General features: G+C 68.4%; 18 protein-coding genes. 10 read left to right on the top strand and 8 right to left on the bottom strand.

Translation table 11 applies throughout. The annotated features are described in order from the left end of the window. Positions 1-82: 82 nt before the first annotated feature. Positions 83-985 carry a LysR family transcriptional regulator gene (locus tag UA74_RS27980; RefSeq protein WP_075765778.1) on the top strand — a complete coding sequence of 301 codons (903 nt, stop codon included), beginning with the start codon at positions 83-85 and terminating at the stop codon, positions 983-985. Between the two features lie 491 nt (positions 986-1,476). Here UA74_RS27980 and UA74_RS27975 read toward each other — a convergent pair whose 3' ends face one another. From UA74_RS27975 to UA74_RS27940, 7 genes are all read right to left on the bottom strand, one after another. Beyond that, positions 1,477-3,120: a serine/threonine-protein kinase gene (locus tag UA74_RS27975; RefSeq protein WP_075742865.1), complete on the bottom strand. Its 1,644-nt coding sequence runs from the start codon at positions 3,118-3,120 to the stop codon at positions 1,477-1,479. 265 nt (positions 3,121-3,385) lie between these two features. Further along, the gene (locus tag UA74_RS27970; protein ID WP_075742864.1) at positions 3,386-4,210 is read right to left on the bottom strand and encodes a hypothetical protein; all 825 of its coding nucleotides are present in this window, start codon (positions 4,208-4,210) and stop codon (positions 3,386-3,388) included. A gap of 165 nt (positions 4,211-4,375) precedes the next feature. Continuing rightward, positions 4,376-5,473 (bottom strand): hypothetical protein, encoded by a 1,098-nt coding sequence (locus UA74_RS27965; protein ID WP_157434480.1) that lies wholly within the window; start codon positions 5,471-5,473, stop codon positions 4,376-4,378. Further along, complete coding sequence (locus UA74_RS27960; RefSeq protein ID WP_232237524.1) at positions 5,470-6,219, bottom strand: PIG-L deacetylase family protein; 750 nt, start codon at positions 6,217-6,219, stop codon at positions 5,470-5,472. The genes UA74_RS27965 and UA74_RS27960 overlap by 4 nt, the downstream gene beginning before the upstream one ends. Before the next feature lie 121 nt (positions 6,220-6,340). After that, a complete protein-coding gene (locus UA74_RS27955) occupies positions 6,341-6,649 on the bottom strand; it encodes a hypothetical protein (RefSeq protein WP_075742862.1) in 309 nt (102 codons plus the stop codon). Positions 6,650-7,086: 437 nt separating this feature from the next. Then, positions 7,087-7,392, bottom strand: coding sequence for a chorismate mutase (locus tag UA74_RS27945; RefSeq protein WP_075742860.1), 306 nt, complete (start codon positions 7,390-7,392; stop codon positions 7,087-7,089). 192 nt (positions 7,393-7,584) lie between these two features. After that, positions 7,585-8,232, bottom strand: coding sequence for a DedA family protein (locus UA74_RS27940; protein WP_075742859.1), 648 nt, complete (start codon positions 8,230-8,232; stop codon positions 7,585-7,587). A gap of 405 nt (positions 8,233-8,637) precedes the next feature. Between UA74_RS27940 and pcrA the strand changes: the two genes are divergently transcribed. From pcrA to UA74_RS27915, 5 genes are all read left to right on the top strand, one after another. After that, entirely contained in the window at positions 8,638-11,127 is a 2,490-nt protein-coding gene (gene pcrA, locus UA74_RS27935) for a DNA helicase PcrA (protein WP_075742858.1), read from the top strand. Between the two features lie 102 nt (positions 11,128-11,229). After that, positions 11,230-12,537: an AAA family ATPase gene (locus tag UA74_RS27930; protein WP_075742857.1), complete on the top strand. Its 1,308-nt coding sequence runs from the start codon at positions 11,230-11,232 to the stop codon at positions 12,535-12,537. Positions 12,538-12,541: 4 nt separating this feature from the next. Next, positions 12,542-13,162, top strand: a complete 621-nt coding sequence (locus UA74_RS27925; RefSeq protein WP_075742856.1) for an RloB family protein — start codon at positions 12,542-12,544, stop codon at positions 13,160-13,162. Positions 13,163-13,250: 88 nt separating this feature from the next. Beyond that, positions 13,251-13,952 carry a winged helix-turn-helix domain-containing protein gene (locus tag UA74_RS27920; RefSeq protein WP_083683723.1) on the top strand — a complete coding sequence of 234 codons (702 nt, stop codon included), beginning with the start codon at positions 13,251-13,253 and terminating at the stop codon, positions 13,950-13,952. Continuing rightward, positions 13,949-15,355: an MFS transporter gene (locus tag UA74_RS27915; protein WP_075742855.1), complete on the top strand. Its 1,407-nt coding sequence runs from the start codon at positions 13,949-13,951 to the stop codon at positions 15,353-15,355. The genes UA74_RS27920 and UA74_RS27915 overlap by 4 nt, the downstream gene beginning before the upstream one ends. Before the next feature lie 224 nt (positions 15,356-15,579). On the opposite strand, the gene UA74_RS27910 is transcribed toward UA74_RS27915, so the two are convergent. Continuing rightward, positions 15,580-16,845: a helix-turn-helix domain-containing protein gene (locus UA74_RS27910; RefSeq protein WP_075742854.1), complete on the bottom strand. Its 1,266-nt coding sequence runs from the start codon at positions 16,843-16,845 to the stop codon at positions 15,580-15,582. Between the two features lie 170 nt (positions 16,846-17,015). Here UA74_RS27910 and tgmA point away from each other — a divergent pair, with 170 nt between their 5' ends. From tgmA to UA74_RS27895, 4 genes are read left to right on the top strand one after another with little or no spacing between them, the layout of a single operon-like run. Then, positions 17,016-17,333, top strand: coding sequence for a putative ATP-grasp-modified RiPP (gene tgmA / locus UA74_RS27905; protein WP_157434479.1), 318 nt, complete (start codon positions 17,016-17,018; stop codon positions 17,331-17,333). Positions 17,334-17,347: 14 nt separating this feature from the next. Further along, complete coding sequence (locus tag UA74_RS32520; protein ID WP_157434478.1) at positions 17,348-17,914, top strand: MvdC/MvdD family ATP grasp protein; 567 nt, start codon at positions 17,348-17,350, stop codon at positions 17,912-17,914. Continuing rightward, positions 17,911-18,315, top strand: coding sequence for a hypothetical protein (locus tag UA74_RS31255; RefSeq protein WP_083683716.1), 405 nt, complete (start codon positions 17,911-17,913; stop codon positions 18,313-18,315). Before UA74_RS32520 ends, UA74_RS31255 begins: the two co-directional genes overlap by 4 nt. Next, a complete protein-coding gene (locus UA74_RS27895; RefSeq protein WP_075765776.1) occupies positions 18,312-19,445 on the top strand; it encodes a methyltransferase domain-containing protein in 1,134 nt (377 codons plus the stop codon). The genes UA74_RS31255 and UA74_RS27895 overlap by 4 nt, the downstream gene beginning before the upstream one ends. Positions 19,446-19,460: the final 15 nt, after the last annotated feature.

Below are 19,460 nucleotides of genomic sequence, written 5' to 3'. Positions count from 1 at the left end.
CACCGCCACTCTCCGGAGAACAACAGGTCAGCACAACTGAAATGTCCTTAAGGACGATGAAGTACTGCTGTATCGTTGAATCATGCTCGACGTGCGCAGGCTTCAGGTGCTCCATGCCGTGGTGACCAGCGGTTCCGTGTCCTCGGCCGCGACTGACCTCGGATTCACGCCGTCTGCGATCAGCCAGCAGCTCGCCACCCTGGAACGGGAGGTGGGGATGTCGCTGCTGGAGAAGGCGGGCCGGGGACTGCGGCCGACTCACGTTGGCCAGACGCTGTCCGATCGGGCCGGGGGAGTGCTGGCCGATCTCGCCGACATCGAGCAGACGGTGGCCGACCTGCGTGCGGGCAGCACCGGACGGGTGCGCATCCGCTACTTCGCCACGGCGGGCGCCGTCCTGGTGCCGCAGGCGGTGGCGGAGTTCCGTCGCGAGTACCCGCGCGTCCGGCTGGAACTCCTGCTCGACGACGTGGAGCCGCTCGCCGAGCTGTGCAGCGGCCGGGCCGACGTCGCACTGATCGTGCAGACCTCGGAGACAGCCGAGTTGCCGGGGCTGCGTCATCTGCCGCTGCTCGTCGATCCGTATCGTGTCGTGCTGCCGCGCGGTCACCGACTGTCGAGCCGACGGTCGGTCGAGGTGACCGAGTTGGCCGAGGAGCAGTGGGTCGACTCGGACCGCTCGCACGGGCCCTGCCGCGAGCCGGTGCTGCGGGCCTGCGCGGCGGCGGGCTTCCAACCGGACTTCGCGGTGCAGACCGAGGACTACGCCACCGCGCAGGGGTTCGTCGCTGCGGGCATGGGCGTCGCGATCATGCCGATGCTCGGCCTCGGCGCCGTCCACCCCGGGGTGGTGGTTCGGCGACTGCGGCAGCCGGAGCCGATGCGGCGCATCGCGCTGGTGATTCGTCAGGCGGTCGAAGAGCAGGTCGCCGTGCGGCGGCTGGCCACGGCGTTCCAGGCCGTCGCGGCCTCGGTGGTGACCTGATCAGGAGGTGCCCGGCTACGTTCTGATCGCCGGCGGCAGCCTGCGCCTGCCGATCAGCACGGCCGTCGACGTCCGACAGCACACCTCAGCGGTGTCGACCAATGCGGCGGTGCGGATCGCAGAAGCGAGGTGCTCGTCGATCGGACGGCCGCGATCGGAATGAGCCTGCTCCCGTGGTGCCGGAGGTGAAGAACACGGAGGCAGAGCCGGTCCCGAGGGCGCGGGCACCGGCCAATGGATGTCCCGATCGGTCGCGGTCAGCGCGTCGGCGTCGAGCACGCGGAGCTGTGCCACCCACCGTCTCCGGCACGGCTCCTCGTCCAGCCGAGGGAACCAGCGGGCTCGAACAGGCTGCGTTGTCGGGAGGCCGGTGTCGCCCGGGCGATCGGCGATGACACCAATGCGCGGCAGCGACCCGGACTCCGTGTCCCGCCACGGCCCTGCGGCTCGGCTTCGCCGACGGCGTCAGCGTGGCCGCAGGTCTCGTCGCGTCACTTGTCGACCTTGCCGATACGCAGGTCGTCGCCCTCACCCTCGATGTGGATGTCCCATCGCTCGTCGACCTCAACACCGTCCGTGCGCACGAAGTGCAGGTCGACCCGTACCCGGCCTCGACGGAAATCCGGGCCTCGCGTGATCGTCACCGACTCGACCGAGTCACCCCACCAGCTCTCGTAGCCGCCGAAGTCGCCCTGGAAGTCCGAGTCAAGCAGGTTGAACGCCTGCTGGTAGTTGTCGGGCAGCAGGTCGAAGTACTGGGCGACCAGCGCCTCACTGCGTTCCGGACGGCTCTGCTCTGAGTCTTCGTCCTCGTCTTCGCCCTGCTCGTCCTCATCCTCTTCCGTGACGGACGGTGCCTCTTCCCGGGGAATCGAGCGCTCCGGGGTGTCGACCACCGGCGGGGCCTCCTCCGAGGGCGGCGCCTCCGTGGTGGTCTCCGCCGACTCGGATGTGCTGGGGCCGGCAGCACCGGCTCCGCCCGCCGCGCCGTTGTTCTCGGTGAAGAACACTCCCGCGATCAACACGCCGATCAGCGCAGCGGCGATCACCGCGACGGCCGTCAACAGCACGGCGCGTCCTCGGAAGCCTTCTTCCGGTTCGTTCCGAGTGGGGCGGGGTTCCGGCTTGGGCTGATGTGCGCCCTGGGGCGCCTGCGCCGCCGTGGAGACCGTCCTGGCCTGCTCGGGCCGGTCGGTGACCGGCCGGGCGTCCAAGCGCGTCGGCGTCGGCCCGCCTGCGGGCTTCGGTGCTGCCGCGCCGTGTGCGGCGGCAGGCCGGGGCGGCCCGGCGGGCATGGGCGGCCCAGGGGCCGGTCTGCCCGCGGCGACGGCCTGCATGCCTTCCCTGGCCTGCGCCATCGTCGGCCGTTCGATCGGCTCGGCACGCAGGAGACGCATCAGCAGTGCGGTGAGCGGCCCCGCCTGTCTCGGCGGGTTGATCCGGCCCGCCGCCACCAGGTGCAGCAGCGCGAGGGTGTTCTCATGGGTGCCGAAGGGCGGCTCGCCCTCGACGGCCGCGTACAGGGTCGCGCCGAGCGAGAAGACGTCGGCGCCGAAGCCGGGGTCGTAGCCCTTCGCGACCTCGGGTGCCAGATAGGCCGGGGTGCCCGCGAGCATCCCGGTCTTGGTGACCGTCACGTCGCCGGTCGCGCGCGAGATCCCGAAGTCGGTGATCTTGACCTCGCCGTTGTGCCCCAGCAGGATGTTGCCCGGCTTGATGTCGCGGTGCACGATGCCCGCCGCGTGCGCGGCGGCCAGGGCACCCGCGACACTCGCGCCGATCCTGGCGACCTCGGTGGGCGGCAGCGGACCACGCTCGGTCAACGCCGTGGCCAGGCTGTCCGACGGCAGGTACTCCATGATCAGGCACGGCTGACCGTCGTCCTCGGCCACGTCGTAGACGGCGATGGCGTTCTGATGCTGGAGACGGGCGGCGATCCGGCCTTCCCGCATCGCCCGCTGCCGAGCCTCCTCGGTCTCCGCGGGACTGAGACCGGGCTGGAGCAGCAGCTGCTTGATCGCCACCACTCGGCCGAGCCGATCGTCGGTTCCCTGCCACACCACGCCCATCGCGCCGCTGCCGATGCGCCGATCGAGTCGATAGCGTCCTGCGACCAAGCGACCCTCGTCGCTCACTGGCGGCTCCCGGTTCTGCTCACGGCTCCAGGGTAGGACCCGGTTCCAGCACGGCGAAATCCGTGTCGTCCTCCGAGCGGCCTCGCTCCTGCGCGGTACTTCTGCTCATCGGCCACCGAGGCGGTGTCACGGCGGACCGAGACACGCCGTCGACCTTGACGACGACCTCGGCCCGGTCACGAACGAAGTCCAGACGACGATCGCGAGTCGGACCCCTCGACGCGGCCCGACCACGAACACGCTCCTGACGAGCATGACGCCGGCCTCAGCCCTGGTGTGTCTCGCTCTGCTGCGCGCCCAACAGCCTGGCCTCGGTGATGCGCTTGGGAGTGTCGCCGACTACGAGCTGATGGGTGAGATACAGCCGCCCGCCGTTGGCCCCATCGATGGCCACGGTCGCCACCACACTACCGGCCTGCCGTTCGTCGATGGTCACCACCTCGACACCGTGGACGTCGTCCCAGGCTTCGATGAAGTCCGAGCGGTCGCCGCCGCGCAGTTCGGGAGCGAGCAGACTCGCCGCAGCCGTCGGATTGTCGTCCAGCAGCGTGAAGAACTGTTCGACCAGTTCGCGGTCGGTGTACACCGTGGCCGGTCCGCCTGCCACGACCCGCTGCTGTCCTGGCGGCACCCGATCGCCGAGCGGCTGGGTGGCGTCAGCGGCGTCGTCGGAGTCCTCGATCACAGCGAGCGGCTGTGGCGAGATCTCGGGTCGGGCCAGATATGCGGTCAGCACGTCCGGACGCATCACCAGGGGACCGGCGAGCGTGATCGGCGACAGGTCGGCACCGCCGGGGAGGTCCACCCTCGGTGCATTGGTGATCATTCCCGTCGCCAGGATCGAGCTGGACAACACCAGCAGACCTGCCACGAAGGCGAGCGTTCGCAGCGGCGTGGTGCGGAACAACGCTCCGGGTTCCTCCTGGTCCGAGGCGACTGCCTCCGGCGGGTCGGAGTGTGCCGGGGCATGCTCCCATGGCGATTCGATGCGCAGCCGCGCTCTCGCCGCCTTCGGTTGACGCCTGACCAGCTCGGCGACGGTGATCGACCCGGCTCGGTTGCGTCGTCGACCGTCTGTGGAACGCCCCACGTCCCTGCCTCCGTACCCTCGGTGCTCGTCAGAACTCGTATCGTGAGTGGAGGCGGTCGCGCCAGAGCTTGACGGAAGTTCGTTCTTACGTGGCGTCAAGCGGTCGTTCCCACAAGATGAGAGGCATGCCGGTGCCGGGTGCGGCGCCATCGCTACGGTCCGTGTCTACCACTGTGCACGGGGGATCACTCGGTCGACGGTGATGAGCGGATCGGCCGACGGCGCGAACCGCAGCTCGCGATACTCCGTCGACTGCGAGCCGTCGTCGTGCGTGACCACGACGGTGGAGATCGTGATCCCCTCGACCGGATCGACGGTGATGTGTCGGAGTTCGACGGTGGCGACGTCGTCGTGCAGTCGGGTGAACACCGGGAGTCCCGCCTCGGCGAGTTCTCCGGTGACCAGCTTGAACGCCGCATCGACATCCGGGCCGATGGCGTTGAAGAAGGCGATCGTCTGTTCTCTGATCTCCGTCCCGCTCACCACGGGGGTGCCTTCGCCGACCGTGACGAAGGGCACCGCCGTCGGCGTGGCGGCAAGGTCCGTCGTCGAATCCGTCTCAGCTGGCTGCGGGGCGCCGGACCCGCCCGCCGATCCGCCGGGCGGCGGACCCTCGGGGTCGGCGCCCGCCTGTCGGGCGCGGCCTGCCGAGGTGCCCGACCCGGCCGAGGTCGGCTCGGCCGGGTTCGTCGCCGTCGTCGAATCCTGGGCGGCCAGCAGGTGCGGGGCGCCGATCGTGGGGACCGTCGTGGTGGTCGCCTGCGGCGCGGGCAGCCGGGTGCCGCTGGGGAACACCGGGAGCGAGTCCGGCGGCCTGCGATGGGGGTCCGGCCCCAGGAACAACGCGGTCGTCACCAGCAGGGCGGCCAGGGCCGTCATGGAGGTCGTCACGGTGAACCAGGCCGCGTTCCGCCAGCTCCTCGGCGGCGTCACCGAGGCAGGCACCATCCCGAGATCGAACTTGCGCAGCCCGACGGCGTCGCTGTCGATGACGGGATCGGGCTCGGGGAACGGCCTAGCCCCGACGGGAACGGGTTCGGCCGGGGAGAACGAGGCCGAGGACAGCGACTCGATGGGCGGCGGCGCCGAGGAGAACGGCACCGCAGCCTCTTCGAATCGGGTCCCACCGGGTGGTCTCCCGCGCCGGTGCCGCCCCGGTTCTCGCTGTGGTTCGCCGTCCATCGGCTCGTCGACCTCTCTACGCCAGGAGGCGGGCCTGCCAGGGGTTCGCGGGTCTTCGCCGACGCCGCCGAGATGGTTCATGCGGTGTCGACCACCTGGAACGTCTCGGCCAGCCTGGCCTCGCCCGACCCGCCCGCCTCGGGGAGCAGCGCGGCGGACGCCTCGGCCATGACGGCGCGCAGCTCCTCGATCAGCTCCGGGAGATGCGCGGTCTGCGAACGATGCGCGGCGAGGGCGGCCGCCTTGCGATCGAAGGTGTCGGTGACGTCGACCGCGTGATTGATCCGTTCTGCCGGGCTGCCCACCAGCCACAGCTCGCGCACCGTCCATGCGTCCAGACCGTCACGGCCGAGTTCGGGATGCGCGAAGGGATTGCGGGCATCCGGATACACCGCAGCCATCGCGGCCGCGCCGACGGCACGATGATCGGGATGGGCGACGGCGATGCGCCGCCAGTCGATCTCGGGGGAGTGCGTCACGACCCGGTCCGGCCGCAGTGTGCGGATCACGCGGGTGATGTCGCGCCGGAGTTCCAGCGACTCGACGACGCGACCGTCCGGATAGCCGAGGAAGCGCACGTCCTCGACGCCGACCGCTGCTGCGGCGGCCTGCTGCTCGGCCTGCCGGACCGCGGCCATCTCGCCGCGCGGGGTGTCGTCGAAGCCGCCCGCGTCCCCTGCGGTGCAGACGCAGTAGGAGACCTGGATGCCCTGGGCCGTCCAGCTCGCGATGGTGGCCGAGGCGGCGAAGTCGACGTCATCGGGATGTGCCGTGACCACCAGCACTCGTTCCACTGTGTCGGCAGGAGGACCGGATGCGATGGCCACGAGAGCAAGGGTAGGGCGCCCGACGGCGGAAATGACCTTGGTTAGCCATGCCGGGCAGCACTGCCACTCGAAAGGAGTGAACGCCACCGCAGAGCGTGATCGCCTGCGGCGGCTTATCGGGTCAGGACTGGTAGCGCTTTCGAGTGGCGTTCAGCGCGTTGGTCGCGGCCACGCCGCTGCCCGCGCCGACGACGATCGCCAGGATGTCCAGCGGCACGCTGCCGTTGGTGAACAGCAGCGCCAGCAGCGCGGCGGCTGCGATGCCGCCCGCCTGCGGGAGTTTGCCCTTGACGTAGTCCGTGACCGGGCCGCCGCCCGCTCGCTTCTTCGCCGCAGCGTTGAGCATCGCGAGGTACCCGCCGTTGCCGACGGCGGCCACCAGGCCGACCAGCGTGACGATGACGGCCAGAAAGTGGATCACCGAGTCCATGCGGTCCAGTCTGCCCGTTTTCCAGGCCCGAGACATCAGTGGTTTCCCGGATGTGACCTAGGGAGCTTCCAGGCCTTTCGCGACGAGGACTGAGCAGACGCCGTCATCGCCTGCGTCGGCGGTCTCGCGCCGGGCCGCCCTCGGGACGGCTGAGCCTGCCGCTGCGGGCGCCTCGCCGCCCTCGGCCGGATCTCCCGGCGTCGAGCTTCCGGAGTCGACGTCGGCCTCCGGCCGATGCGTCGTCGCCGAGGGGGACGACCCCTGGGACACCGGGATGCGCCAGCCCGCCGGATTGCCCGAGTCGACCGGGTCGTGCCCGTTCGACCGGGCGGCCGCTGCTGCGGGATCGCCGCATTGTCGCTACTGCCGGTGCTCGTCTGTGGCGTCGGAGTGACGATGGCGGTGCTCGGGCACCATCGCCGGCGGGGCGAAGGCGCTCACTCGGAGCGTTCGCCGCCCAGTCTGCCGCGCCCGAGTCGCAGCAGCGCCATGGCCAGCTCGCGTCCGTCCGGCCCCAGCTCCCGGTATCGGGCCAGCACCGCCATCTCACGATTGGTGACGATGCGGGGACCTCCTGCGGCCATGCGCGCCTTGCCGACCTGCTGAGAGACCTCGATACGCCTGCGGACCAGCCGCAGGATCTCACTGTCCAGGTAGTCGATCTCCTTGCGGAGCTCGGCGATCTCCTCCGGAGCGGGCTCGCCTGCCCCCGCGGTCGCTGAGTCGGAACTGGCCACGTTCATCTCGGCTCTCCTTCGAGAAGACATTCGACACGACGTCGGGGTCCGGGCCCCGGAACCGAGAAAGCCCCGGGTCCGAGAGGACTCCGGGGCTTGCGTGGTGGCTGATCGTGTTCAGACCACGGACGCCGGAGTCCGGTACCCGTGAGCAAAGTAGCGCTGTGTGAACACCCGTCCAGTCTGCCACAACGCTCGTCAGGCGGTTCGCTGCTCCGACTCCTGAGCTCGGGCGTGTTCCCGACGGCGCCTGCTGATCGAGCGCCACAGCACCACACCCGACACCAGGATGCCCAGGACGCCGAACCCGAGCGTGCCCCACTGGTGACCGATCGCGCGGCCCGCACCACCGATGAACAGTCCGAAACCGGTCCAGGTGACCGCCCAGAGCGCGGCCCCGAGGGTGGCCAGGCGAATGAAGCGCAGGTAGCTCATGCCCAGCGAGCCGACGACGACCGGCACCATCGAGTGGACGACGGCCACGAATCGGGTGGTGATCATGGCGCGGGCGCCGTCACCCTTGGCGATCGACTCCGCCTCGGCCCAGCGCTGGTCGCCCATCTTGCGGCCGATCCAGCCTCGTCGGATGCGGTCGCCGATCAGCCTGCCGATGAGATAGCCGCCGGACTGTCCGACGAGCGTGCCGAGGAAGCTGATCAGCACGATCGCCAGGCCGTACTCCCAGCCCAGTGTCGCGGCGGCGACGAGTACGGCGACGTCGCCGGGCACCACCAGCCCCACCAGCAACGACGTCTCCAGGATCATGATGACCAGCAGGCCGAGCAGGAAGACGAGAGGATCAAGCGAAGCCAGGTACGAGACGATTCCGTTCACGAAGTCGGGCATCGCGCACCGTATTCCTTCGTCTTGGGATCCAGGTGGTCCAGCCGCACGTCGGCTCCTTCCGATTCGGTCTACCCACTCTGTGCCGCGACGACTGCCGTGACATCGGGAAGGACCCTGGAACCGTGATCGGGGCGTGGTGGGGATGTCCGGGATGTCCCTGAGCGTGCCCCACGGCCGTGACGGTCGCCGATGATGACCGAGCGTCATCGTGGTGTCCGACCCCCGGCGCCGCACGCCGGGTGCGGAGCGTATGTGAATGTTGCCGAAAGTAGTCAGATGCGGCGACCGTTGCGATCACGGGCCGGGGCGGCGATTCGCGTGTCGGGGCGATGCGGTAGGCAGAACCGCCGCCTGCCTCAAGCGCTGGAGGGATGGACCCACTCCGGCCTGTACCGTGGAGTGTCGATGAACACCCTGTTCGAGCTTTCCCCAGACGCGTCCACCTCGGCTCCGGCGCGGCGCGCCGTCGACTCGGCGGCCCTGCTGGCGGGACTCAATCCGCAGCAGCACCAGGCCGTGACCCATCAGGGCAGCCCGCTGCTGGTGGTGGCGGGCGCCGGATCGGGAAAGACGCGGGTGCTGACCAGCCGCATCGGTTATCTGCTTGCTGAGCGTGACGTCCACCCTGGTCAGATCCTGGCGATCACCTTCACCAACAAGGCCGCCGCGGAGATGAAGGAACGCGTCGCAGATCTGGTCGGCCCCCGAGCCAATCTGATGTGGGTCTCCACCTTCCACTCGATGTGCGCGCGACTGCTGCGGCGCGAGGCGAGGACCCTGCGGGAGCTGCTGGCAGGCGACGACTCGGCAGGCACCGCGAACTCGAACTTCTCCATCTACGACGGCGACGACGCCAAGCGGCTGATCACCCAGGTCGCCCGTGATCTGGAACTGGACCCCAAGCGGTTCCCGGCTCGGACGCTGGCCGTGCACATCTCCAATCTGAAGAACGAGCTGATCGGGCCTGTGGAGGCCGCAGAACAGGCCGCCGACGAGCTGCAACGGCGGGTGGCGCAGGTCTATGCCGCCTATCAGCGCCGACTGCACTCCAGCAACGCCCTGGACTTCGACGACCTGATCCTGCGCTCGGTCGAGCTGTTGCAGCGGTTCCCCGACGTCGCGGGCTACTACCGGCGTCGCTTCCGGCACGTCATGGTCGACGAGTATCAGGACACCAACCACGCCCAGTACGTGTTGGTGCGCGAGCTGGTCGGCGCGGCCACCGGGGATCAGGGCCCTGCGGTGCCGCCCGCGGAACTGTGCGTGGTCGGCGACGCGGACCAGTCGATCTACGCCTTCCGAGGCGCCACGATTCGCAACATCGTCGAGTTCGAGCGCGACTACCCGGACGCGCGGACGATCATGCTGGAGCAGAACTACCGCTCGACGCAGACGATCCTCTCCGCGGCCAACGCCGTGATCTCCCGCAACCCGGATCGGCGGGACAAGCGGCTGTGGACCGACTCCGGCGAGGGCGAGAAGATCGTCGGCTACGTCGCGGACAACGAACATGACGAGGCGGCGTTCGTCGCCAGGGAGATCGATCGGCTGGTCGACGCGGGCGAGGTCGTCAACGGCGACATCGCGGTCTTCTACCGGACCAACAACCAGTCCCGGGTCTTCGAGGAGATCTTCATCCGGCTCGGCCTGCCGTATCGCGTGGTCGGCGGCGTCCGGTTCTACGAGCGTCGTGAGGTCCGCGATGCGCTGGCCTACCTGCGCGCGCTGGCGAACCCGGACGACGCCGTGGGGCTCCGGCGCATCCTCAACACCCCCAAGCGCGGCATCGGGGACCGGGCGGAGGCGGTCATCTCGGTGTACGCCGAGCAGCAGGAGATCGGCTTCGCTCCGGCGCTGCGAGCCGCAGCCGAGGGGCGGGTCGCCCTGCTCAACTCGCGGTCGCAGAAGGCCGTCGCCGGCTTCGTGGCGTTGATGGACGAGTTGCGAGCCGAACTCGACGCGGGCCACGACGTCGCCGAGATCCTCGAAGCCGTGTTGGAGCGCACCGGCTACCGCGCCACGCTGGAGGACAGCGACGATCCGCAGGACGCCTCGCGGTTGGAGAACCTGACCGAACTGGTCACGGTGGCGCGGGAGTTCGTCGCGCAGGCACTGGCGGTCGAGAACGAGGCCGCACCGGTGTCCCAGGAGACGGCCGAGCCGCTGAGCACGTCGACCGATGCCGACGCGGACGCCGAGGACGGACCGCCCGCAGGCTCGCTGGCCGCCTTCCTGGAACGGGTCGCGCTGGTGGCCGACTCCGATTCCGTGCCGGAGTCCGAGGACGGCGTGGTCACGTTGATGACCCTGCACACGGCCAAGGGCCTGGAGTTCCCGGTGGTGTTCTGCACCGGCTGGGAGGACGGGATCTTCCCGCACCTGCGGGCGCTGGGTGATCCGGCCGAGGCAGCGGAGGAGCGCAGGCTCGCGTACGTCGGCATCACCAGGGCGCGGGAGCGGTTGTACCTGTCGCGGGCGCTGGTGCGCTCGGCCTGGGGACAGCCGATGACCAACCCGGCGTCCCGGTTCCTGGAGGAGATCCCGACGGACCTGATCGACTGGCGCCGCCTTGCCCCGGACCGCTCCGCACCGAGCGTGGCGACCCGCTGGGGCGGCCGGTCCGGCTCGGGATTCGGCTCCGACTCCGCGCAGGCCGCCGTGGCCCAGGGCGGGATGAAGACCACCGGATTCGGCGGCTTCGGGCGGGGCGGCGCGGCCAACGCGGTGCCGATGAAGCTCGACGTCGGCGATCGGGTCAGCCACGACAAGTACGGGCTCGGCAAAGTGGTCGCCACCGACGGCAGCGGCCCGAGGACCACCGCCACCATCGACTTCGGCACGGCGGGCCGGGTGAAGCTCATGCTCATCGGCAGCGTTCCGATGACGAAGTTGTAGGGCTGCATGCGGGCTGTATCCAACTAACGTGTTACGGAAGTTTCTGTCCTAACATGCGTCGAAACTGCATACTTGGGTCGTCGGTGACCTGAGGAGATCGTGATGCTGCTTCGCTTCCGGGTGGCGAACCACCGCTCGCTGCGCGACGAGCAGGAGCTGTCACTCGTCGGGGTGCCCGGCCGTGGGCAGCCGAAGCCGACCGGCCCGGTGCCGCCCACGGTCCGCGTGGCGGGCATCTACGGCGCGAACGCATCGGGCAAGTCCAACGTGCTGCACGCGTTGGGCTACCTTCGGGACGCCGTGGAGCACTCGCACACCAGGTGGCCGGCCCTGGGGGGAACCTATCGAGACCGGTTCCTGCTGGACGCCCGGTCGGCGGAGGAGCCGAGCGGCTACGAGATCGACCTGCTGGTAGAGGGAGTCCGGTACTCCTACGGTTTCGAGATCGATGACAAGGCCGTGCTCGCGGAGTGGCTGTACTCCTTCCCACACGGCGCCCGTCGGCGGATGCTCTTCGAACGCGAGGAAGCCGATTTCAAGTTCGGCCGCAGCCTGCCGGGACGTAACGCGGCGATCGCCGGGATGACTCGGCCCAATGCGCTGTTCCTCTCGGCTGCGGCGAGCAATCAACATGAGATCCTGCTGCGAGTCTTTCGGGCGGTGGTCGGCATCTCTCCCGTCTTCCACGAGGGACTCGGAACATCACCTGTGCCGACGGCGGACTGGCTTGGGACGGACGAGGACCTGATCTCCACTGTCAATTCCTGGCTGCGGGTCGCCGATGTCGGAATCGACAGCGTCTCGGTCTCCGAGATGATCCTCGCGGATGACATCAAGCAGCAGACCCAGGTGCTGATCGAGGCATTTCGGAAGATCAGCGATGACGACTCCTTGGATGATGTACCGGGCGAGTCAAGCGAGATCCGGATCCCGGAGTTGCAGTTTCGGCACCATGCCGACTCGGCGGACATCTCGGTGCTGGGGTTCCACCAGGAGAGTTCGGGGACCCGGATCTGGTTGGCCGTTCTCCCGCTTCTGATCAAGACTCTCCGGCACGGTCTCACCCTGGTGCTCGATGAGATCGACAGCAGCATGCATCCGGCGTTGAGCGGCGCGATCGTCACGGCGTTCAAGGACCCGGAGATCAACCGATCCGGAGCCCAGCTCGTCTTCAGCACCCACGACGTCTCGCTGTTGAGCGGGCTGCTCGACGGTGGCCTGTTGGCGCGGGACGAGGTCTGGTTCACCGAGAAGGATCGGGCCGGAGCGACAAGCCTGTACCCGCTGAGCGACTTTCACCCTCGGCAGGGGGAGAATCTCGAACGGGGGTATCTGCAAGGGCGTTACGGGGCGGTTCCCTTCATCGACGTGCAGGCGCTACGGCTGGTGTTCGCGGCCAAGGGGGAGTGACACGATGGCTCGATCGAAACCAGGTTCTCGATCGATAGCACGGCGTCCCTCCTCTCGGTCGTCACGGTCCTGTATCTGGGTCTTCTGTGAGGGGTTCACGGAGCGGACGTACTTCGAGGCGCTCGCTCGCTTCTTTCGTGACAACGGGATCAAGGCGACCCCGATCGAATGCCGAGTCCTGGGGCGGGACCCGTTGAGCATCGTGCAGACGGCGGTCGAGGCACGGGACAACGGAGTCGGGCGAGGCAGCATCATGCCGCACGATCACGTCTGGTGTCTCGTCGATCGGGATGAACACCATACGTTCGAGGACGCCCTCCGATACGCCGGCCGCAAGGAGATCGACATTGCCGTCTCTACGCCGTGCTTCGAGTTATGGCTGCTCCTGCATTTCGGTGACCAACGTGCGTATCTGACGGCGAAGCAGGCCGAGCGTGCGGTCCGTCGACACCTGCCACGTTATGCCAAGAAGGTGGAACCGGATTTTCCGCTCGATGCGCATCCGGCCGCCGCCGACCGTGCGCGGAGCACGCTGTCGACGGGAGCTTTCGGGGGCAATCCGTCGACCTCGGTCTGGCGGCTGCTCGACGTGATCACCGAGACCCGTAGGCAGGCCCGCCGCTAGGGCCGGACCCGACGTCGTCGTCGCTACGGCTACCGCGAGTGCAAAGAAAAGCTTGCAAACAGAAGTGTGCAAAGGATACTTTGCACCCATGATCGAGCCGCCCCGGCCGCCAGTGCCCCCCGCTCCGCCCGAGCTGCCCGCCCTGCCTGAGCCACCCGCTCCGCCCGCCCGCAAGACGATCGATGTCTCCGGCTTGCGCGCCCTCGCCCACCCGCTGCGGGTCGAACTGCTGGATCAGCTCTCGCTGTACGGGCCTGCGACGGCGTCGCAGCTCGGCCGTCGGCTGGGCGAGAACAGCGGGTCGACCAGCTACCACCTGCGGCAGCTCGCCCGACACGGACTCATCGAGGACGACGATCAACATCGAGCGGGGCGGGAGCGGTGGTGGCGACACCGGGAGGGCGGCCTCATGCTGCACGGCCACGAGTTCCTGCGGCGCGAGGACACCAGGGCCGCCGCGCAGCTCGTCATCCGGGAGTTCCAGCGGGGTAAGGACGAACGGCTGCAGCGCTGGATGGAGACGCACCAGCAGTGGGGCGAGGAGTGGATCGACGCCTCGATCGACGGCGTGATGATGATGCGACTCGATGCCGCCGAACTCGGTGAGCTGGTGGCCGAACTCGGCGCCGTGATCGACCGTTATCGACACCGGCCCGCGCGCCCCGGCACCGAGTCCGTCGAGATCCAGCTCAACGCCTTCCCCAACCCACCCGTCGGCGACGCCGAGCCCAAGACGCAGGCCGAGGCTCCTCGGCGCGACTCCACCGAGCCGAAGGACGAGAACAGATGAGCGCCCCAGGTTTAGGCAGGCCCTTCTGGACGCTGTTCGTCTCCAGCACGGTGTCCAACCTCGGCGACGGCATCGGCCGCGTCGCCCTGCCGCTGCTGGCGGCGACCCTGACACGCGATCCGCTGCTGATCGGCTCCCTCTCCTCCTTCGTCTTCGTGCCCTGGCTGATGTTCGCTCTGCTCAGTGGTGCCCTGGTCGATCGAATGGACCGTAGGAAGGTGATGATCGCGGCCAACCTCTTCCGGTCGGTCGTGGTCGGCGGGCTCGCGGTCGCCGTGTTCACCGAGCAGGCGGCCGTCTGGATGCTCTTCGTCGCCGCCTTCATCCTCGGGGCCGCCGAGACGCTCTACGACAGCGCGGCGCGGGCCATCCTGCCGGGAGTCGTGCGGCGTGATCAGCTCGCGGCGGGCAACGGGCGGCTGGAGAGCGGCGAGGTCGTGGCGCAGAACTTCCTCGGGGCCCCGTTGGCGAGCTCGCTGTTCGTGCTCGTGGCCGCCGGGCCGTTCCTGGCGAACTCGGCAGGCTTCCTCCTGGCCGCGCTGCTGCTTCTTCTACTGCCGGGGAGCCATCGGGCGAAGCCCGCCGCCGACGCACCGGTCGCGCGGCCGAACCTGCGCCGGGAGATCGCCGAGGGGTTCGGCTGGCTGTGGGGCCATCGCCTCTTCAGGCCGTTCGTTCTGGTCGCCGCCTTCGGCGCTGCGGCGGTGGAAGGCGCGACGGCGTTGATCGTCCTGTTGATCATCGACGTGATGGCCCTGCCGGAGGCCTCCTACGGCTTCTTCGCCCTGGTACTCGGTGTCGGCGGCCTCATCGGCGGCCTGACCACGCCCGTTCTCCTGCGTCGATTCCGGCGCCGGACGCTGCTCGTCGTGTCGCAGGCGGCCATGGGCCTGTCGTACCTGCTCGTCGGACTCGCGCCGGTACCCGTTCTGGCGGCCGTGACCTTCTTCCTCGCGGGGGTGAGCGTCCTGATGTTCAACGTGGTGTCGATGTCGATGCGGCAGGCGATCATTCCCTCGCATCTCTTCGGCCGGGTGCAGGGCGCCTGGCGCACCCTCGCCTGGGGAATGCTCCCGCTGGGCGGCCTGCTGGGCGGGCTGCTCGCCCGCGTCACCGACGTGCCGACGGTGTTCCTCGTCAGCGGCGGCGTCGGGCTGGTCGTGGCAGTGATCCTGGCTCTGCTGCTCAAGGCACGAGGGCAGGAGATCGACGAGCTGGACGACTCCGACTGGGCCGAGCTTCGCGGCGCGACCAGCGCCCAGGCCGTCGCAGACGACCTTCCGGCCCCCGGCGCTGGACTCGCCGAGATCGGCGGCGATCCGTCGGAGGAGGCTCCTGCGGCGGCCCAGGGCGAGAAGCGCCCCATCGGTGAGGCCGCCGGCGCTCAGGTCCCCACCCCTTAGCCCGCTCGCCCCATGATCGCCGCCGACCGCGTCGGCGGTGAGCGGTGCGGCCCCGGCCCCCTCCTGTCGGGGCCGCACCGGCTCGACACGTCGTGGTTCCTGGGTGTTCTCGGGAGAAGGATTCCGGGTTGAGCGGGCTCTTCGTCGGCGAAGCCTGATGAACGTCGCGTCGGGAACATCCCTGCTGCGAGACATCGCGTTGACCTGGCATCGTCCGCGATTCATCAGACGCAGAACGCGGTGAGATCCCGTCGCAGTGTCCGGGCGCCGGGTGCGTCGGACCAGGCCAGCGATCGCCTGAGTTCGACGGCCAGTCCTCGGGCCTCCGCCGATCGACAGCCTGCCGCCTCACCAAGCGACTGCCGAGCGACGGCGACGGCTTCACCCTGCTCGCCGTGTCGAGAACGGGCCAACGCGAGAAGCAGCCCGTACCGCAGCCGCTGCCGCTTCGACGAGGCCGGGATCGCCGGGAGTTCCACGGCGAGGATCTCGGCGGCAGATCGTGGTTCGTCGAGGTCGAAGAGCACCCGAGCCCGCACCACCTCGACGACACCAGGGACGGTGCGACTGCACCAGTTTCCCGGGGCGTCGTCGTCTCTGGCATGCCATTCATCGGCGGCTTCGAGCGAACGGTGTGCCTGTGTGCGCTCGCCTCGCCGGGCGTGCCCTTCGGCTTCGCGCAGGTAGGAGGCGGTTCGGAGTGACGGTCCGACTCGAGAGTGTCGAGCCTTCACAGCCGCTTCGACCGCTCCTGCGGGGTCACCGGTCGAGGCGAACACCCTTGATCTGCGCACCCACATGTATGCCGCCATCTCAACGTCACCGCCTGCTTCGGCCATCCGTTCCCCCTGGCTGATCCAGTGTTCGGCCGATGCGTGGTCGTCGACCTCCTCGAGCATGTAGGCCAGATACTCGGCGTAACGCGCGCCGAGAGCGAGAAGGTCGGATCGGACCGAGCCGCTGGCAATCGGGGTGAGCGTGCCGATCGTCGACACCTGACCGGACAGTCCGGAGATGAGTACGGCGGGGTCGGTGATCCGACCCAGGCGCCAGAATTCTTCGAGGACGCTCCGCAACCCGGTGATCGTCTCCGGCGACGGGTTTCCCGTGGCGGCGTGAGCCGGTGTGGTCGAGCCGGCGGTGGCGCCGCCTGCGGCCGCAAGTATCGCGGTGATGAGGTCGCGGCGAGACAGGGCCATCGGGGTTACCCCCTCAGTGGTAGGGACCAGCACCCAGACGAGGCTGACGTCAGTATCCGTCGTCTGCCGGGCCGTGTGCCAGAGCTCGATCAATGTGCCCCGTGCGTCCAGGGCGGTGTCCAGGTCCTCGGCCAGTTCGCGGCTGGCCCGTCGATGCCCGGTCTCGACCTTGGAGAGGGTGGACGGGTGATAGCCCGTCCGCTTGGCCAATGCGGTGACCGAGATCTTGGCGGACTGCCTTGTTTGACGCAGGACCACGCCGAACGGGTCTGCTGCGATGTGGTGTGCCACGTGATCACCCCCCGGCGTCCAATCGTAGTGAATCGATCACAGGAAGTAATTCTCGTTGACCAGCGCTGCCAACGGCTGTCAACGAGAGGGTGTTCCCACGCTTCGCGTGGTGGCTGATTCTTAGTGGGTGGCTGCGGCCCATCTGCCGCAGCTCAGACAGTCGGGAGCGAGTGACCACAGAAAGAGAGAAGAAAGACATGCCTACTGATGTCCTGGTTCCGACCTTGTTTCCTGCCGGACCCTTCCGAGTAGGAATTTCATCCGACATGCCGTCGGCAGCCCGCCCGTTCGGTCTGACGATGACCACACCTTTGGCTGGTGATGATCTGACGCGACTCGCCACCGTCGCCTACGACGAGCAGCGTCAGGTGAGCGTCACCGCCGACGGCACACCATTGTGTGATCATCCGCTTGCCGCCGTGACCACCAGTGCCCGTCAGACGATTCAGGACATGCAGGAATGGCCTGACTATGACCCCGACGACTGAGTCAGGAGTATGACGTGAGCGGTTCCGTCCTGGTGATCACCAGGAGGTTCGACCCGACGGCGGACGACGTGATCGTCCGCCTGTCCGCTCGAGACGTTCCCATTCTTCGTCTCGACCTTGCCGATTTCCCAAGGGAGTTCCGGTTGTCCGGACGTATCGCTTCGGGATGTTCCGGGTGGTCAGGCAGAGTCAGCGGGACCCGGCGTGGGGTCAGCCTGACCGAGGTGGGTGCTGTCTGGTATCGCAAGCCATCGCAGTTTCATGTGCTGGATGCGATGAGCCGTACTGAAGAGACGTGGTCGATCCGGGAGGCCAGAGCGGGGATGGGAGGCATACTGGCCACCCTGCGCTGCACCTGGATCAACCATCCGCATCGAAATGTGATCGCCGATCAGAAACCGCTTCAACTGGTCACCGCAGACGAGGTCGGGTTGGCGATTCCGGAGACGATCATCACGAACGACCCGGTCCAGGCTCGTTCCTTCGTTGCAGGGCAAGCGACAGGCGCCGTCTACAAGTCACTGCGCGGCGGGCCGCGGTCTGAGGGGGCAGGCCGGTGGCGCTGTACACGACGTCGGTGAGTGCCGACGAGATCACCGACGCCGTTCGGCACACGGCCCACCTGTTCCAAGCCCGCGTGCCGAAGGCTTTCGAGGTGCGGGTCACCGTTGTGGGAGACCGGATGTTCGGCTTGCGAATCGACGCTGAGACCGAGCGTGGCAAGCAGGATTGGCGGTCCGACCACCGACGTCTGAACTACAGCGTGATCAAGGTTCCCGAGTGTGTCGCGGTCGGCGTGCAGCGATTGATGAGTCGGCTGGATCTGGTGTTCGGTGCGCTCGACTTCGTGGTCACTCCCGCCGACGAGTGGGTGTTCTTGGAGATCAACCCCAATGGACAGTGGGCATGGCCGCATCCGCAACGTGACGCCATCGCCGAGGCCGTCGCGGACGTGCTTGAAGAAGGGACTCGCACCAGATGAACACAGCTGACGACGTCGACACCGAGAGTCTGGCCGCCTGCCTGCGCAGCCGCTTCATCGCGAGCCTCATCGACGCCGGGGCGATTCCCGATCCGCGCTGGCAGGATGCGTTTCGGGCGATACCGCGCCATCGGTTCGTCGCCCGATTCACCGCGTACGGCACCCAGACGGTGTTCGACATCGCACGTTCAGACCAGCGCCGCGCCGCGCTCGACGCCTGCTATTCCAACGAGACATTGTTGACTCAACAGGATGCTGGCGGCACCCCCACCAGCTCATCGACCGAGGTCACGCTGATGGCCCTCATGCTCGATCGGCTGGACATCAGCCCAGGCCATCGGGTCCTGGAGATCGGCACCGGGACCGGCTACAACACGGCGCTGCTCTGCCACGCACTCGGCGACGAGTCGGTGACCAGCATCGATATCCACCCCGAGCTGGTCGACAAGGCCGTCCCGGCGCTCGCCGAAGCGGGGCACCATCCGGTCGTCGTGTGCGGTGACGGCGCGGGAGGTGTTCCTGAGCGGGCGCCGTTCGACCGAATAATCGCCACGTGTGGTGTCCTCCGTGTTCCGCAGGCCTGGCAGCGGCAGCTCGCCCCGCACGGGGCGATCCTGGTGAACGTCGGGCTCGGCCTCGCGAGGCTGGTCCTCCGATCCGATGGCAGCGTCACCGGACCGTTCATCAGTGAAGCAGCCTTCATGCGCCTCCGTCACGACGTCTCCGCACCGGCCGTCACCACTCGCGAGATTCTCTCGATGACCACCACCGGGCAAGGCGATTCGAGGGTGACGGACCTCCCTGCCGCGTTGGCCGACCGATCGTTCCAGGTGATCGTGTGCTGGGTACTGCCCACCGTCGAGTGGGTGACCATTCTCGACCCGCGGGTTCACGTCTTCGTCGAGCCGGGCAGTGGTTCCTGGGTGCGTGCAGGGTCGACCGACGCGGGGCGCGCCGAGATACTCGAACACGGCCCGAGGAGTCTGTGGCGCGAGCTGCTCGCCGTCGCCGAACTGTGGGAGGGGGCCGGCCGGCCCGAGCCGACGCGGTTCGGGTTGACCGTCGCCGCCGACGGCAGCCACACGTTGTGGCTTGATCGACCGGATGAGCTGTTCTGCGAGCTGGACTGACCGGAGGTGAGTCTC

The sequence above is a fragment of the Actinoalloteichus fjordicus genome (assembly GCF_001941625.1).
Lineage (GTDB): Bacteria > Actinomycetota > Actinomycetes > Mycobacteriales > Pseudonocardiaceae > Actinoalloteichus_A > Actinoalloteichus_A fjordicus.
The sequence above is the reverse complement of the archived record's forward strand: the minus strand, read 5'-3'. Positions and strand labels throughout refer to the sequence as shown.

Coding starts and splice junctions, on each gene's coding strand:
- UA74_RS27980 (WP_075765778.1), top strand. CDS start 83: ATGCTCGACGTGCGCAGGCTTCAGGTGCTCCATGCCGTGGTGACCAGC.
- UA74_RS27965 (WP_157434480.1), bottom strand. CDS start 5,473: ATGAACCATCTCGGCGGCGTCGGCGAAGACCCGCGAACCCCTGGCAGG.
- UA74_RS27955 (WP_075742862.1), bottom strand. CDS start 6,649: ATGGACTCGGTGATCCACTTTCTGGCCGTCATCGTCACGCTGGTCGGC.
- UA74_RS27945 (WP_075742860.1), bottom strand. CDS start 7,392: ATGAACGTGGCCAGTTCCGACTCAGCGACCGCGGGGGCAGGCGAGCCC.
- UA74_RS27940 (WP_075742859.1), bottom strand. CDS start 8,232: ATGCCCGACTTCGTGAACGGAATCGTCTCGTACCTGGCTTCGCTTGAT.
- pcrA (WP_075742858.1), top strand. CDS start 8,638: ATGAACACCCTGTTCGAGCTTTCCCCAGACGCGTCCACCTCGGCTCCG.
- UA74_RS27930 (WP_075742857.1), top strand. CDS start 11,230: ATGCTGCTTCGCTTCCGGGTGGCGAACCACCGCTCGCTGCGCGACGAG.
- UA74_RS27925 (WP_075742856.1), top strand. CDS start 12,542: ATGGCTCGATCGAAACCAGGTTCTCGATCGATAGCACGGCGTCCCTCC.
- UA74_RS27920 (WP_083683723.1), top strand. CDS start 13,251: ATGATCGAGCCGCCCCGGCCGCCAGTGCCCCCCGCTCCGCCCGAGCTG.
- UA74_RS27915 (WP_075742855.1), top strand. CDS start 13,949: ATGAGCGCCCCAGGTTTAGGCAGGCCCTTCTGGACGCTGTTCGTCTCC.
- UA74_RS27895 (WP_075765776.1), top strand. CDS start 18,312: ATGAACACAGCTGACGACGTCGACACCGAGAGTCTGGCCGCCTGCCTG.